Annotated in this window: 13 protein-coding genes; 7 read left to right on the forward strand and 6 right to left on the reverse strand. The window is 66.1% G+C overall.

Features of this window, described 5'->3' with window-relative positions; translation table 11 throughout:
* Nucleotides 1-134: 134 nt before the first annotated feature.
* Nucleotides 135-647 (reverse strand): hypothetical protein, encoded by a 513-nt coding sequence (locus EF294_RS05370; protein WP_123926389.1) that lies wholly within the window; start codon nt 645-647, stop codon nt 135-137.
* Nucleotides 640-1,674 carry an alpha/beta hydrolase gene (locus tag EF294_RS05375; protein WP_123926392.1) on the reverse strand — a complete coding sequence of 345 codons (1,035 nt, stop codon included), beginning with the start codon at nt 1,672-1,674 and terminating at the stop codon, nt 640-642. The genes EF294_RS05370 and EF294_RS05375 overlap by 8 nt, the downstream gene beginning before the upstream one ends.
* A 944-nt stretch (nt 1,675-2,618) precedes the next feature.
* On the opposite strand from EF294_RS05375, the gene EF294_RS05385 reads away from it, so the two are divergent.
* Nucleotides 2,619-3,242: a histidine phosphatase family protein gene (locus EF294_RS05385; protein WP_123926395.1), complete on the forward strand. Its 624-nt coding sequence runs from the start codon at nt 2,619-2,621 to the stop codon at nt 3,240-3,242.
* A 204-nt stretch (nt 3,243-3,446) separates the two neighbouring features.
* Here EF294_RS05385 and EF294_RS05390 read toward each other — a convergent pair whose 3' ends face one another.
* The 3 genes from EF294_RS05390 to mca are packed head-to-tail and all read right to left on the reverse strand — an operon-like array spanning nt 3,447 to nt 6,719.
* The gene (locus EF294_RS05390; protein WP_123926398.1) at nt 3,447-5,483 is read right to left on the reverse strand and encodes a thioredoxin domain-containing protein; all 2,037 of its coding nucleotides are present in this window, start codon (nt 5,481-5,483) and stop codon (nt 3,447-3,449) included.
* 49 nt (nt 5,484-5,532) lie between these two features.
* Entirely contained in the window at nt 5,533-5,856 is a 324-nt protein-coding gene (locus tag EF294_RS05395) for a hypothetical protein (RefSeq protein ID WP_123926401.1), read from the reverse strand.
* The gene (gene mca, locus EF294_RS05400; protein ID WP_123926726.1) at nt 5,853-6,719 is read right to left on the reverse strand and encodes a mycothiol conjugate amidase Mca; all 867 of its coding nucleotides are present in this window, start codon (nt 6,717-6,719) and stop codon (nt 5,853-5,855) included. Before mca ends, EF294_RS05395 begins: the two co-directional genes overlap by 4 nt.
* 162 nt (nt 6,720-6,881) lie before the next feature.
* On the opposite strand from mca, the gene EF294_RS05405 reads away from it, so the two are divergent.
* The 6 genes from EF294_RS05405 (at nt 6,882) to EF294_RS05435 (ending at nt 11,772) form a co-directional block, all read left to right on the forward strand.
* Nucleotides 6,882-7,370, forward strand: coding sequence for a DUF4307 domain-containing protein (locus EF294_RS05405; RefSeq protein ID WP_123926404.1), 489 nt, complete (start codon nt 6,882-6,884; stop codon nt 7,368-7,370).
* A complete protein-coding gene (locus EF294_RS05410; RefSeq protein ID WP_123926407.1) occupies nt 7,367-8,119 on the forward strand; it encodes a queuosine precursor transporter in 753 nt (250 codons plus the stop codon). Before EF294_RS05405 ends, EF294_RS05410 begins: the two co-directional genes overlap by 4 nt.
* 138 nt (nt 8,120-8,257) lie before the next feature.
* Complete coding sequence (gene greA, locus EF294_RS05415; RefSeq protein ID WP_006372305.1) at nt 8,258-8,752, forward strand: transcription elongation factor GreA; 495 nt, start codon at nt 8,258-8,260, stop codon at nt 8,750-8,752.
* Between the two features lie 757 nt (nt 8,753-9,509).
* Nucleotides 9,510-9,812, forward strand: a complete 303-nt coding sequence (locus EF294_RS05425) for a hypothetical protein (protein ID WP_123926729.1) — start codon at nt 9,510-9,512, stop codon at nt 9,810-9,812.
* Nucleotides 9,813-9,901: 89 nt separating this feature from the next.
* On the forward strand, nt 9,902-10,939 hold the full coding sequence (locus tag EF294_RS05430; protein ID WP_123926410.1) for an ATP-binding cassette domain-containing protein: 1,038 nt from the start codon (nt 9,902-9,904) through the stop codon (nt 10,937-10,939).
* Entirely contained in the window at nt 10,936-11,772 is an 837-nt protein-coding gene (locus EF294_RS05435; RefSeq protein ID WP_123926413.1) for an ABC transporter permease, read from the forward strand. Before EF294_RS05430 ends, EF294_RS05435 begins: the two co-directional genes overlap by 4 nt.
* Here EF294_RS05435 and EF294_RS05440 read toward each other — a convergent pair.
* Nucleotides 11,754-15,053: an AfsR/SARP family transcriptional regulator gene (locus EF294_RS05440; protein WP_123926416.1), complete on the reverse strand. Its 3,300-nt coding sequence runs from the start codon at nt 15,051-15,053 to the stop codon at nt 11,754-11,756. The genes EF294_RS05435 and EF294_RS05440 overlap by 19 nt on opposite strands.
* Nucleotides 15,054-15,117: the final 64 nt, after the last annotated feature.

Below are 15,117 nucleotides of genomic sequence, written 5' to 3' on the forward strand. Positions count from 1 at the left end.
GCAGGCTCACCCGGAGCCTCGATAAAGAAACGCCAATAGGCGCGCACGGTGCTGATCACGAGAGCGAGGCTACCACGGGCCGCCTTCGGGACCCAACGACCGCCTGCGAGGCATCCGATCGGATACCCGCACGGTCAGCAAAGCCCGTCCGAGGAATCGACCAACGCCGCGATCTGCGCGTCGGAGGGCTCGGCACCCATGGCCTGCTTCATCACCGGAGCCGCGAACGTGCGCGCTGCGTCCTCACCGCCGGTCTGGCGAACCCGGCAGACCGAGGACCCGAGCGACACCGCGGTGTCGGCGTCCATGTCGACCCCTTTGGCACGCAGCGAGTTCAGGAAGGCGGTGCGCGCGGACGTCGGCGGGGGCGCCACTGTTTCGGCGGTCCCCGCGCTGGGCAGGGTCACCGGAGTCGGCGGCGGCGCCTGCGTCGATACAGCGGTCGGGCGCGACCCCACCGCGGCTGAGAACGGACTCGTCGCCGTCGCCGAACTCACCGGAGCCGGCGTCCACGATGGGTCAGCGCTGGTGCCCCCGTCGGACTGGGTGCAACCGGCGACGAACAACACCAGTCCGAAACATCCCACCCCGACCAGGGTCCACGGAGTCGACTGGTATCGACGATTCGCGCCGTCGGGGTCACGCATGAAAGAACCCTCTCGCGAAGGCGTTGTTGACCGCATCCTGCCAGTAGGGCCAGTCGTGCATCCCCGAGACCGGGAAGTCGGTCATGACGGGCACGCCGTTGATCATCGCCTGCACGTCGAAGGTGTGTGTGAGCGCCGAGGAGAGCACCTCCAGCGGCACCCCTTCGATGATCAGCGCCGGATCGGTCAGGACTGCGCCCGCGGTCGCGGTGTAGCCCGGGATACCGCTGCCGGTGTAGAGGAACAGTCGCAGTCCGCGCATTTTTCCGATCTGCACCAGCGGATCGTTGTCGAGCCAGCGAGTCGACCACGGCGGGCCCCACATGGCGTCGGCGTTCATCGCCGGGGTGCCCCCGTCGATCGCGGGAAAGATCATCGCGACCCGGATCGCTTCGCGCACGCCGGGTGCGGTGGTGTTGAGCAGACCCGACAGCGATCCGGCCGCGTCGAAGTCGCGGTGATCGTCAGCGGCGGTGATCAACGCCGAGCTACCGCTCATCGAGAGCCCCATGATCGCGTAGTGGCCCGATGGCCCACGCAACCCGTGCAGGTCCATCGCGGCGACCAGGCTCCGACTGATTACACATCCCCACTCGTAGGTATAACCTTGTCGGCTGAAATTGTCCGGTCTGTCCCAGTTCGTGTAGAAGCTCTCGTAACCCCCCACCGGCTCAACGACATTGACGCCGCGGTCGGCGAGATCCTGGATGTGCGTGTTGTGTTCCCACCCGCTGAGATCGTTGGTGGCTCGAAGACCGTCGAGCAAGACGACGGTCTTGGTGTTCTGCGGGCGCGTCCATGCGCGCACTTTGACCGAATGAGGCGGTCCGCCAGGGCTTTGCGTCGGCATGCCACACGAATTGACCCACCAGGTCTGTGCCGCAAGCGCCGCCTGCGCGACGCCCTGACCGATGACCGACAACACCCCGACACTCACCGCGGCCAGCGCCACGGCGAGCGCCCTGGCGCTCACCGACCGGACCGATCGGCGACGCCACTTCGCGCCCACACGAACACCTCTCACCATCTACCCACTCCCGTCGACAGCAGTTCATCTGCCACAACTCATGACGACTATCGATGAGTACACCGGCCCCGTTACCGATCTCACGTACCAGCCATCGCGACAAATCGGACGAACTTCCCAGTGGCGCAACACTTGTCGCCGTCTGAGTCAACCTACACCGCCGACGGGTCACTATGGGTATGCCCCAGATATGACCATCGGCTGCTTCCGGACATCTCGGTCAGGGATGATCGCGATCGATGAGATGCCTGGGCACGACGATCGATCCGCTGCGATCGACGCCACCGGCTCCGGATTCGTTCGGTCCTGCTCAGGGTGATGCACGTCGTGGGCCACGTTCGGCAGGATCGCGTCGGCCGGCCGGTGATGGTGACCGCGCTGACGACCTGCTCGATGGGTTCCCACGACTCCTTGAGGCTCCCCGGCGGATGTTACCCCGGAGGACCGGTAAGGAGTTCTGCCTACGGCTCGCGCGGTGAGGTGTGCCCGCCAAGAACTCCCACTTCTCGACGATCCGGTTCGCGCCGCCGCTGGTGATCACCCACGACGAGATCGACTGGATGAAAGAACAATTCGCACTGCATGGTTGATCACCGCTCGAGCCGCCACATCTGCTCCGGTCGCCGCGCTGAGGACCGTTGCTCCGCCGGGTTACATACGACCTCCACCGCCCGAGAAGCAGATTCGGCGGACACCTCTCGCGGATCGAGCTTGTCGACCCATTCGGCGCGGGCTGCATACCACAGATGGTGGGTGTCGAGCCCGTCGATACGATCGAGATGCCAGTCCGGCCCCCGACCCCTCGAGCATCGCGAGGTCGATCGCACGGTTGGATGCGACGAACCGGACGGGTGTCCACCACGCTTGGGCACCCGTCGAAAAGTTCTCGACCGGCCGACGGCGATCGCGTCATACACCGGCAGGTGACGACTACGCTGAATCGCGTGTCCACCGATCGCACCCGTCGCCGCGTCCTACTCGTCCGCCATGGGCAGACCGAATGGTCGCTGTCCGATCGGCACACCGGTCGCACCGACATCGACTTGACCGCGAAAGGTGCGCAGGAGGCCGCGGCACTGAAGGGCATCACCGAACGCATCGGTCTACACCAGCCGTTCGTGTTCGCCTCCCCCCGACGGCGCGCCCAGCGGACCGCCGAACTCGCCGGCCTCACCGTCGATGAGACCAACGAGTTGTTTGCGGAGTGGGACTACGGCGACTACGAGGGATTGACCCGGGTGCAGATCCAGGCGGATCACGATCCGACGTGGGCAATCTGGACCCACGGCGCACCCGGTGGCGAATCGGTCTCAGACATGAGCAGACGAGTCGACGCCGCCGTCGATCGCGTCGAAAGTCAGCTCGGTTCGAGCGATGTGGTGGTCGTGTCGCATGGGCACTTCTCGCGGTCGTTCATCTGCCGATTCCTGCGCTGGCCCATCAGCCGAGGCGCCGACATCGACCTGCGGCCCGCGGGTTCGGCCCTGCTCGCCGAGGCAGGCGGCGATCGCCGACTGTCCGAATTGCTTGGACCCGTGGGTGAATGGGCCGATCCCACATCAATCTGACGAGCCCGTCGGTTCCCAGAGGTAGCCGGCGATGGCGACCACAGCCCTCGGAAACGTTCGGCCGCCGGAGTCGGAACGAACCGCCCTGGATCCCGCATCCGCGGCGTGGCAGCGGTTTCCGGTTTCGATGACGGCATCCTCGTGCTCACGTCGTCGGAGTGGTCATCTTCGGTGTGAAGATGCCACTCGCATCGTGCAGCCAGGTCACCGCAGCGCGGCCCGCAACCCCTGTTCGTCGGTGACCGGGAGATCGCACACCATACCCCTGCACACATAGGCGGCATCGACATCCCCGACGGGACCGCGGGCTTCCAGTAACGGCATCGAATCTCGTTGACCGGCAACGATGATCGATCCGCCGGGCGCAACCGTCCACGCGAGGCCGGCGAGCGCACCCGTGCTGCACGCTGTCTGGGACACAGCGATCTGTAATGGCCCGGCGATGCGCGCCTGTGTCACCGCAAGCCATTGGCCGGCCGAGCGCGGAAGTTTGGCCAACAGTACTGCTCCGCGGCCGAGGGTGGCGTCGAGGAGCTCGCTGTAGCGCATGGCGGAAGTGGTGTCGGCCAGTGCCGATGCGGCGAGTAGCGCCTCGGCCAGCAGCGAGGCACCTGCAGGAGTGGCGCCGTCGATCGGATCGCGGGGTCGTGCGATGAGGTCGATGCCCGCGGCGTCGTACCAGCTTCCCGGCTCGTCGGCATCGGCGAAGATCTCGATCGTGGTGTCCAACAGTTCCAGGGCCTGATCACGAAGGGAGATCTCACCGGTCACCTGATGAAGGGTCAGCAGCGCGGTGACCAGCGCTGCGTGATCATCAAGTGCGGCAACAGGATCGCCGACCACACCACCGAGGGAGGACCGGCGCAGTCGACCATCTCGGACGTGCTCGGCGCACAGTGTCGCGGCAACCTCGCGCGCGAGGTCGATCCACTCCGGATGACCGAGCCCCGCGCCCGCCTCCGCCAGGGCGGTGACGGCGATCGCGTTCCAGCCGGTGACCACCTTGTCATCCCGGGCGGGTTGTGGCCGATCGGCGCGCACGGCCAGCAACCGTCGTCGCACGTCGTCGAATCGCTCTCGGACGGCTGGGGTATCGAATCCATCGGGGTCGAGCCGCAACCGCAGGGTTGACGTTCCGTGCTCGAAGGTCCCCGATTCGGTCACACCGAAAAGTTCTGCAGCCCACTGGCCGTCGGCATCACCGAGCACCTCGGTCAGTTGTGTCGGCGTCCACACGTAGGTCGATCCTTCGACGCCGGCGGCGTCGGCGTCGAGCGCGGACGCGAAGCCACCAGGCACCAGCAGGTCCCGTCGTAGGAACTCCACGATCTCTGCAGTGACGCGGGTGGCCAGCCGATCGCCGGTGATCCGGGCCAGATGCGCGTACACCCGCAACAGCTGCGCGTTGTCGTAGAGCATCTTCTCGAAGTGCGGGACCACCCAGTCGTTGTCGACCGCGTAGCGGGCGAAACCGCCGGCGAGCTGGTCGTGAATGCCGCCGCGCGCCATCGCATCACACGTGCGGCGAGCCGCCTCGAGAGCCTCGGTCGTTCCGGTGTATTCGGTGTGCCGCAGCAACGCTTCGAGCAACGCCGCCGGCGGGAACTTCGGCGCTCCGCCGAATCCGCCGGACTCGCGGTCCTCGTCACCGAGGACCGTGTTCACCGCGTGCGCGAGGAGCCGGTCGTCGACCTCGAGCGCCCCGGCTGGTAACGCCGCGGCGTTGGTCTGCAGATGATCTCGGACCTTACGCCCGACACCCCAGACCTCATCGCGCCGCTGCGTCCACGCCACTGTGATGGCGGTGAGGAGTTGCCGAAACGATGGCATGCCGTTGCGCGGCGAGTCCGGAAAGTAGGTGCCGCAGTAGAACGGCTCTCCGCCGGGCGTGAGAAAGCAGGTCATCGGCCAACCACCCTGCCCGGTCATCGCGACGGTGGCGTTCATGTAGATCGCATCGATGTCCGGCCGCTCTTCACGGTCGACCTTGATACACACGAACTCGGCGTTCATCTGTGCAGCCGTCGCCTCGTCCTCGAACGATTCGTGTGCCATCACGTGACACCAATGGCAGGCGGCATACCCGATCGAGAGCAGGACCGGGACGTCCCGACGGGCAGCCTCGGCGAGCGGGCCGTCACCCCACTCCCGCCAATACACCGGATTGTCGGCGTGCTGGCGGAGATATGGGCTGGTCGCCGCGCCGAGCTCATTGCGCGCTTGGCTGGACTCACTGGTCATCGGTGTCCTCGCATCCGACGCTCGGGTGTCCGACGATCCACCTGCCGGGTCAGGTGTCGGCCGGCTTCCTCGCCGTAGCCGCGTCACCGATGACGTTGGCGCCGCCCAGCGACTGCGGGGTCCCGGGACCCACCGAATCGGTGCCCTCGTCAAAGGCCTGATCGGCTTCGGGGTGCTCGGTGTCGAACGTCTTGGGCAGTTTGCGCAGTTGCCGGTTCATCGACCAGATGAGCAGGGCCGTGCAGATCAGCAGCAGGATGATGATCAGCAGACCCAGCGGAGACGCCTTGCCGAACTCCGGCCCCTGGGGCTGCTGGTCGGCGGCCAGGAGCACGCTGTGCACCCCCCCGGCGACGATCGACACCGACGTCATCGGGTTATCTCGCTGTTCGCCTCGACCCCGGCGAACAGATCGCTTTCGGGAATCGAGGTGGTCACTCGGGTCTGCGCCAGCTCGAACTCCTCGGTCGGCCACAGACGCTGCTGCCACTCGAGCGGGACGGCGAAGAACATCCCGTTCGGGTCGATCTGGGTGGCGTGCGCACGCAACGCGTCGTCACGCTGGGAAAAGTACTCGCCGCACTCAACCTGGGTGGTCACCCGCGCCATCAGGTCGCCTCGGCTGGAATCCCACTTGCTCAGCCATTCCTTGAACGGGCTCTCCTGCCCGTGGCGTTCGAACTCGTCGGAGAACAGGATCATCCGGTCCCGGATGAAGCCGTGGGTGTAGTAGAGCTTCGAGACGGTCCACGGTTCACCGGCTCCAGGATAGGCCTCGGGGTCGCCTGCCGACTCGAACGCGGCGACCGACACCTTGTGGCACATGATGTGATCGGGATGGGGGTATCCGCCACGCTCGTCGTAGGTGATCATGACGTGCGGCCGGAACTCGCGGACGAGCTTCACGAGCGCTTCGGTGGGCACCTCAAGAGGCAGGGTGGCGAACGCCCCCTCCGGCAACGGCGGCGGCGGATCGCCCTCGGGTAACCCGGAGTCAACGAAACCGAGCCACTTCTGCTGCACACCGAGTGCCGCGGCGGCCTTGGCCATCTCATCCTTGCGGACCTCACTCATCCGCTCCTTGATGCCCGGGCGATCCATCGCCGGGTTGAGGATGTCACCGCGCTCGCCGCCGGTCAGCGTGACAATCAGAACGTCGTTGCCCTCCGCGGCGTATTTCGCCGATGTCGCCGCGCCCTTGCTGGATTCGTCGTCGGGATGGGCGTGCACCGCCATCAGCCGGAATCCACCTTGCGGCGAAGTCGGGACAACCCCGGCCGTCGTCGACGAGCCGCCCCACGGGGTCGACGGTGTCGACGGGTGGGATTCGGCGGTGTGGGTCTCGCGCACGGTTCCTCGCCTTCGGGTCGGTACTTCTCTCATGGTAGGTATTGACCCGTGAACAGTTCAGACGGGGGCACGCCATCGGGCTCCGACCTGCAGGATCGTCCGCAGAGCGGCCCGCGGGCTACATATCCCGTCGCACAATCGGCGTCGAGCCGTCGATTGTGGTTCATCGCACTCTCGGTGCTCGTCGCAATCGTCGGGGTCGTTCTCGCGGTCATCGGCTACCACAAGTTCGCCGACCCCGATGTCTCCGGTCAGGCCACCGGATACGACATCCTCAACCCGTCGACCGTGGCGGTGCAGTTCACCGTGAACCGGGCCGACCCGTCACAGCCGGTCGCCTGTGTCATCCGTGCCCGCTCCCAGGACGGGTCGGAGACCGGACGCCGCGAGGTCCTGATCGGCCCCGGGCAGGTGCAGGAAGGACACCGCGTCGAGGTCAAGACCTCCGAACCACCGGTGATCGGTGAGGTGTTCGGCTGCTCGACCAGCGTGCCCGCCTATCTCACCGCTCCGCCGTCGGCAGGAGCGGACCGATGACCGGGTCCGACACGCGGCCCAACCGCGCGGTCTTCGCGACCGTGGCGAGCCACTATCTACCGATGCTGACCGCGCTGTTCGTCGGGGTCATGCTCATCAGCAACATCACCGGCACCAAAGGTGTGCTGCTGTTCGACCAGTGGTTGCATCTTGATCTGGGCCCGTTCCACCTCAACGGCTTGGTCACCGACGGCGCCTTCTATCTGTTCCCCCTCGCCTATGTGCTCGGCGACGTCATCAGCGAGGTGTACGGCTTCAAGACCATGCGTCGGGTGATTCTCGCCGGATTCGTCGTGCTGCTGATCGCCTCCGCATGCTTCTGGCTGACCATTTACCTTCCGGCCGCCCCGTTCTATTCCAATCAGGAATCGTTCAAAGCCGTCGCCGGGGTGGTACCGCAGTTCTTGTTGGCCGGACTACTCGGATACCTCGCCGGCGAATTCCTCAATTCCTTTGTCCTGGTGAAGATGAAGGAACGAGCCGGAGAACGACGACTGTGGGCGCGGCTGCTCGGCTCGACCATCGTTGGCGAATTCGCCGACACCCTCGTGTTCTGTTCGGTCGCCGCGTCGGCGCTGGGCATCTCGACCTGGGGTGACTTCTGGAACTATACGATCGTCGGATTCCTGTGGAAGACGTTGGTTGAAATCATCATCATGCCCGTCACATATCTGGTGTGCGCGTGGCTGAAAAGGGCCGAGCCCTCGTATGTGGCAGCTCTCGCGGAGGCACGCGCAACCCCGACGTGATGTGCGTTCGATCTCATCCGCTGGTACCCTCGACGGATACACGGCTCCGCAAGGGGTCGTGTTGCTGCATTTAGAGCAGTCCACATACCCATCGTGAAGATTTCGCGACAGGGCGCGGACAACACAAAGGAGTGACCGATGACCGACACCCAGGTGACCTGGCTGACCCAGGAGTCCTACGACCGCCTCAAGGGCGAGCTGGACTCCCTGATCGCCAACCGTCCGGTCATTGCTGCGGAGATCAACGAGCGTCGTGAAGAGGGTGACCTCAAGGAGAATGGCGGCTACCACGCTGCCCGCGAAGAGCAGGGCCAGCAGGAAGCGCGTATCCGCCAGCTGCAGGAACTCCTGAACAACGCCAAGGTCGGCGAGGCACCCACCCAATCGGGTGTTGCGCTGCCCGGATCGGTCGTGACCGTCTACTACGACGGCGACGAGAACGACACCGAAACCTTCCTGATCGCCACCCGCGAGGAAGGCGCTCAGGGCGGAAAGTTGGAGACCTACTCCCCCAGCTCACCACTGGGCGCTGCGCTGATCGACACCAAGGTCGGCGAAACCCGCGAATACACCGTCCCCAGCGGGGCGACGGTCAAGGTGACGCTGGTCAAGGCCGAGCCCTACCACAGCTGACCGGTTCATCCCGAGATCTGCGATCGCGGCCGTCCTCACCGGACGGCCGCGATCGTCGTCTCCGGATGCCGTCGTCTCCGGATACGCCGATCTGGCCACCCAACGAACGAGAAAGTGTGACAACTCTTGGCGTGAACCTGCATGCACACGCGCACGCAGAGTCGGGGGCCTCATCGCACCCGCCGTCGTCACGGCCGCGGTGATGGGCGCCGGGCCTGCACTCGCCGCCCCCGCACCGACTTCTGCGCCGACCGGCTTCTGCGCTGACCTACGGCAAGATCATCGCGAATGAGATTCGGACACAGACCTTTCCGAAGCTGGTGAAGGCGATGAGGTCGGCGCGAACCACGGCACCACGTGCTCGCGTTGCGGTGATCAGCCATCTGCGGATCGGGCCGGCCACCTACGGGCGCTGTCCTGCGCTCCCGGTCGCCGCGGGTGTTGTCGCCTACCCCTACGACAGTGGGGCAACATTCAACGACGCGATTCGACGCGCCGCCGCCGTGATCGGCGTGGGCTTCGTCGACGACACCACCCCCGTCGGATTCGACGAGACCGACGGGGGTGGTTGTGCGACGCCTTTCCGACTCGACTCAGCATCTCGATCAACGGTCGCGGCCCTCGCCGCGGCGTTGTCCACAACCAGTGCGATGGGTCACAGACGATCCACAGGTTGGTCGCAGACCGCCGACAACCTGCGGGTTCACAGTGGTTATATCGCATTCACTACAACGTGCGAACGGAGAGACCCATGAGAATGCATAAGCCCGCACCCGAGGTGCCGATGATCGTGCTCACCGACGATCAGGCGGTCCACGCTTACGCCGACACGCTGTTCGACGCGGGGATACCACTCGCCGTCGTCAGCAGCGCCTACTCCGACGTCGTTCCCTACATGCTCGGCAACAACGGCCACACCGTCGCGCTCGTCGCCGATGTCGACGACCCCGAGCAACTCGCGGGCGCCATCGTCACGGTCGAACGCCGCCTCGGCCCGGTCGGTGCGGTCGTCCGCTATGCCACCGACCTTCCGGCAACCTCGGTATCCTCGGCCGCCTGACCTGCAGAGATCGTCGCGCCGTCAGTCGCCGACACCACGCGTAAGCCGACGTAAGCGCGACGACAGCCACACCGGGCACAGTGGTGTCCATGACCACAGCACTGCACACCAGCCCGGCTCCAGGTGGCGCGGCTCGGACCACCGACCTCGCCATCGACGCCCACGGCCTGGTCAAGACATTCGGAAACAACCGCGCTGTCGATGGCGTGGACCTGGCCGTCCCCACCGGTTCGGTCTACGGCGTCCTCGGCCCCAACGGCGCGGGCAAGACCACCACGGTCAGCATGCTGGCCACCCTCCTGAAACCCGATGCGGGGTCGGCGACGGTCTTCGGATACGACGTCGTCTCCGACGCGGTCGCGGTCCGCTCGCTCGTCGGTGTCACCGGGCAGTACGCCTCGGTCGACGAAGACCTCACCGCCACCCAGAACCTCGTCGTCTTCGCCCGGCTCCTCGGTTTCTCCCGCAAGGCCGCGAAGTCACGCGCCGAGGAGCTCCTCGATGAGTTCACCCTCACCGACGCCGGCGACCGGCCGCTGAAGAACTTCTCCGGGGGCATGCGTCGCCGCCTGGATCTCGCGGCCAGTCTCATCGACACCCCGCCGCTGCTGTTCCTCGACGAGCCGACCACCGGCCTCGATCCCCGTACCCGCGCCCAGATGTGGGACACCATCCGTAATCTCGTCCGCGGTGGATCGACGGTGCTGCTGACCACGCAGTACCTCGACGAGGCCGACCAACTCGCCGACCGCATCGCCGTTATCGACCACGGTCGAGTCATCGCCGACGACACCGCCGACGGTCTCAAGAACTCGATCGGCGCGGCCACCCTGCAGCTACGGCCCGCCGACCGTGCCGACGCCCCGCGCGTCGCGGAGATCGTCGAGCAGATGCTCGGCGAGCCCGCAGCGCTGTCGGCCGAGGCCGGCCGGGTCTCGGCGTCGTTGCACCGCCCCGACCTCGTCCCCGACATCCTCATCGCCATGCGTGAGCAGAACATCACCGTCGATGAGATCAACGTCCAAAAGCCCAGTCTCGACGAGGTGTTCATGACACTCACCGGCAAACCCGCGGAGACCGACACCGACACCTCCACCGACGACTCCACCGAGGAGACCCAGTCATGACCACCACACTCCATCGCACGTCCGCCACGTCGGCCATCACCACGCGGGAGGTGCGCGACAAGGTGAAAACCTCTGTGAGCCTTGCTGAAACAGTGCGCCAATCCTTCACTATGGCCTATCGCGGCGTGCTCAAGATCCGGCACAACCCCGAGCAGCTGTTCGATGTGACACTTCAGCCGATCATCTTCACACTGATGTTCACCTACATCTTCGGCGGCGCGATCAGCGGCAACATCCACTCGTATCTGCCGGTGATCATTCCGGGCATCATGGTGCAGACGGTGATCACCACCTCCATCGTCACCGGCACCCAATTGCGGGAGGACATGGACAAGGGCGTCTTCGACAGATTCCGGGCGCTACCCATCGCGCGGATCAGTCCGCTCGCCGGCGCGCTGCTCGCCGACATGATCCGCTACCTGATCGCCACCACACTGACGATCGTCATGGGCATCATCATGGGCTGGCGCCCCGACGCCCTCGGCGCCGTCGGCGCCGCCCTGCTGGTCATCGTGTGCAGCTTCGCGATCTCCTGGATCTTCGCACTCATGGGCTGCTTGATGAGCAAAGCCTCAGCCGTGCAGGGTATCTCGATGCTGATCCTGTTCCCGCTGACCTTCATGTCCAATGCCTTCGTCCCGGTCAGCACCATGCCCGGCTGGTTGCAGGGTTTCGTCAACGTCAATCCGATCAGCCATCTCGTCACCGCGGTCCGGGAACTGACCGCCAACGGACACATCGGGATTCACGTGGTGTGGTCGTTGATCGGTGCGGCCCTCATCACCGCGGTGTTCGCACCGCTCGCGGTGCGCGCCTATATGCGCAACGCCTGAGCATCGTCAGCACGCATCGACGCCAGGATGGCCTGCAACCGTGCGGCCGCCTGGCGTCGGGGCAGGTCGGCGACCGGACTGGTGTGCGCCTCCCACTCCTCGTCAGTGAGACCCGACAGTTCTTCCATGTGTTCAACGGTGTAGACGAAGCCCGGGTAGTCCCGACGGGCCCGTAGTCGCTGCGACAGCACCATGAGTTGGGCGCCGCGGCCGCGCGTCTGCGGGTCGGCGCTCAAGACATAACCCGCGGCCAGGGCCATCGCCCCGGCCTGGGGAGAATCGTGCCAGCCGAGCGCGGAGAATGTCGCCGCCACACCGTCACCCAGGATCGGCAGATAGCCGCGCGCCAGCTCCGTGAGACCCGCTCGCATCAATCCGATCACCGCAACGCTCACCATCATGAGGGCTCCCGGATCCTGCATCCCGAGGGGGTGCTCGCGCATCAACTGCTCACCGGCCCGACGATAGAGATCGCCGGCGAGATCGGTTTCTCCCCTTGCGAATCGGTATTCGGCGTGGGCCAGCATCAGCGCCGCACCAAGTTCGGGGCTGCCCTGCGGATCGGGCTGATCCGGCGTCCACCCGTCCGAGACGACGTCGAGCTCTATTGCCGCAGAATCCATTTCACCGAGCGCAATCAGTGTCACGACCAGATACGTTCGGGTCTGCATCTCGTCCTCGTAGGCACCGAGGCGTACAAGTTCGACGATCCCCCGGCGATAGTGACGCACCGCATCACGCCACAGCATCTGTTGACCCAGGACGCTGCCGATACCGACCTCGACCATCGCCGACATCCACGTGTCGCCGTTGGCCTTGGCTCGTTTCTGCAATGCCACCCCATCGCGCAACGCACCCTCGAGATCACCCATGTTCTCGCGGATGTTCATCCGCGCGGCCATCGCCGCGGTGGCCACCCGCTCCTCGGGGGCTCGGGTGCCGCGGACGATGTGGTGCATGGCCGCGAGCGCACTACGACTGAGCGCGCATGCCGCGATCAGATCGGTCGGTTCGTCATAGACGTGATCGGGTCGGTGGAGCAGGCGCAGGTGATAGCGGCCCTTCGCCAGCGCACGCAGATCACGGCGCATCACCTGGTGGGCGAGCGCGGCGAGCAACGAGGCCTCCCAGTCTCGCCGCACATCGTCGGCGACCATGCGCGGTGGCGTCGGGATCACCGCGAGAATCCTTGTCCCCCAGCTCAACACCTCGGCATGCAACCCCCGCGCCATCCACAGACCGGAGAGCACGGGGAAGACCCGGATGACGGTCAGGAAGGTGTCGGTCGGGGCGTCGGAGTGCAACGACGGCTCGCCGGCGCTCAGGCGGTCGAGGCAACTGCGCATCACCCAGACGAGGTTCTCGGCGTCGGCGGCCATCGCACCGAGCAGCACGTCGTCAATGCCCTCGTCGTAGCGTGCGGCCGCGTCGACGCAGAACTCGCGGGCCCACCGCCACATCCGGTGGTCGACCTCTTCCGACTCCTCCGACGTGACACCGAGCTTGCCCTCACCGAATTCGCGCACCGTCTCCAACATTCGGTAGCGCACGCGTCCACCGCTTTCGGTGACCTCGAGCAAGGACTGATTGACCAGTGCGGCGAGCGTATCGTCGAGCCGGAATCCGCTGTAACCCAACACCGTTGCGCCCGCGTCGGTGGTGAATCCCCCGGGGAATCGGCACAACCGGCACAACGCGATTCGTGCGTCCTCGTCGAGCAGTTCCCAGCTCCAGTCGATGACGGCATAGAGAGTGCGGTGCCGATCGGGCGCGCTGCGATCGGCACCGCGCAACAGTGCGAACCGTTCAACGAGGCGATCGGCGATCTCCTCGACGGTCATCGTGCGGATTCGGGCGGCGGCCAGCTCGATCGCCAGCGGCAAACCGTCGAGGTGACGGCACAGCGCGGCGACTCGGTCCGGAGGCAACAACGCATCGGGGCGTACCGCGCGGGCACGGGTGACGAACAGTTGCACTGCCGGTCCGGCCTCCCGCGCGTCGAGAGTCGGTAGCAGGTGTATGCACTCGGAGGGCAGCATGAGTGGTGAGCGGCTGGTGACAAGGACCCGGATGTGGCCGTCGGCGGCAAGTAGGTCGGCGACGATCTGGGCGCACCGGTCGATGACCTGTTCACAGTTGTCGAGGACGAGCACCGCGTCGCGACCACGAACGGCGTCGAGCAGCCGGTCGTGCAGATCACCGACGCTCATGCGCGGGCGGTTACCGCTCAGATCGGACTCGCCGACGCCGAGCGCCGCAGCGATCGCCGGGACCACGTCGTCGGCGGCCCGGATCGGCGCCAGGGGAACATAGAACACGGAGGCGCCGGTCTCGACGAGCCGATGACCGACGCGGTTGGCCACGCGGGTCTTGCCGACCCCACCCGGACCCTGGATGGTCACCACCCGACCGGTCCCGATGGCTGACACAATCGCATCGACGTCGGCGTCCCGACCGATCAGCGCGGTGGTGTCGGCGAGCAATCCGATGCCTCGGCCGCGACGAATACTCCGGGGCGCCTCGGCCTGCTCCGCGACCGAAGTGTCGGTGCCGCTGAGCAATTGGGTGTGCAGCGCACTGATCAGGGCACCCGGGCCCACCCCGAGTTCGGCCGAGAGCCGTCGGCGGAGTCCGGTGTAGACCGCGATGGCGTCGGCGACCCGACCCGCAGCGGCCAATGACTGCATCAGATCCAGGTGCGCGGACTCGTCGAGAGGATCAGCGAGGCAACGTCTTTCGGCGATGGATCGGGCTGTGACATGGTCGCCGGCGGCCATGGCCGCAGTGTAGCGGGAGCGGTCGAAGCGATCGGCGACCTGCTGGGCGCGGGCGGTCAGCTCGTCGATCAGCCCGCCCGGTTCGTCGGTACCGAGATCATCGCCGGGGGTTCCGCGCCACCAGATCGACGCACGCTCGGCGTCGTCGGCGGAAGCGATCATCTCGGTGACGACGTCGAGATCGGTGCGGCACTCGACGAGCCGGTATCCACTGCCCGAGCCCTGCAGGTGGGCGGCGCCGAGCAACTGCCGCAACCGGGAGATCTGGGTGTGCAACGCCGAGTTCGGCGACCGGGGCGCGTCCGCGCCCCACACGTCGTCGATGAGTCGTTCGGCCGATCGGGTCCGTCCATCGGCCAAGGCGAGCGACGTCAGCAGGCGCTTGGCACGAAGACCGGGCACCGGCGTGACCTGCGGTGCGTCGGAGTCCGAATCCGGGTGCGGCGCAGCGATCACCGACACCGGACCGAGCAGTCCGATGATCACCTCGCCGTCATGAGACACCCCGCCAGCGTAGTGGACTCCCCGACCGGACAGACGCATCGTGGCGGTACACGGGGAGTCGATG

The sequence above is a fragment of the Gordonia oryzae genome (assembly GCF_003797185.1).
GTDB lineage: Bacteria > Actinomycetota > Actinomycetes > Mycobacteriales > Mycobacteriaceae > Gordonia > Gordonia oryzae.

What these genes read in the sequence shown, in the direction of transcription:
- mca (WP_123926726.1), bottom strand. Translation starts at nt 6,719, where the DNA reads ATGGCGGTGCACGCCCATCCCGACGACGAATCCAGCAAGGGCGCGGCG.
- greA (WP_006372305.1), top strand. Translation starts at nt 8,258, where the DNA reads ATGACCGACACCCAGGTGACCTGGCTGACCCAGGAGTCCTACGACCGC.
- EF294_RS05375 (WP_123926392.1), bottom strand. Translation starts at nt 1,674, where the DNA reads ATGGTGAGAGGTGTTCGTGTGGGCGCGAAGTGGCGTCGCCGATCGGTC.
- EF294_RS05430 (WP_123926410.1), top strand. Translation starts at nt 9,902, where the DNA reads ATGACCACAGCACTGCACACCAGCCCGGCTCCAGGTGGCGCGGCTCGG.
- EF294_RS05370 (WP_123926389.1), bottom strand. Translation starts at nt 647, where the DNA reads ATGCGTGACCCCGACGGCGCGAATCGTCGATACCAGTCGACTCCGTGG.
- EF294_RS05435 (WP_123926413.1), top strand. Translation starts at nt 10,936, where the DNA reads ATGACCACCACACTCCATCGCACGTCCGCCACGTCGGCCATCACCACG.
- EF294_RS05410 (WP_123926407.1), top strand. Translation starts at nt 7,367, where the DNA reads ATGACCGGGTCCGACACGCGGCCCAACCGCGCGGTCTTCGCGACCGTG.
- EF294_RS05425 (WP_123926729.1), top strand. Translation starts at nt 9,510, where the DNA reads ATGCATAAGCCCGCACCCGAGGTGCCGATGATCGTGCTCACCGACGAT.
- EF294_RS05390 (WP_123926398.1), bottom strand. Translation starts at nt 5,483, where the DNA reads ATGACCAGTGAGTCCAGCCAAGCGCGCAATGAGCTCGGCGCGGCGACC.
- EF294_RS05395 (WP_123926401.1), bottom strand. Translation starts at nt 5,856, where the DNA reads ATGACGTCGGTGTCGATCGTCGCCGGGGGGGTGCACAGCGTGCTCCTG.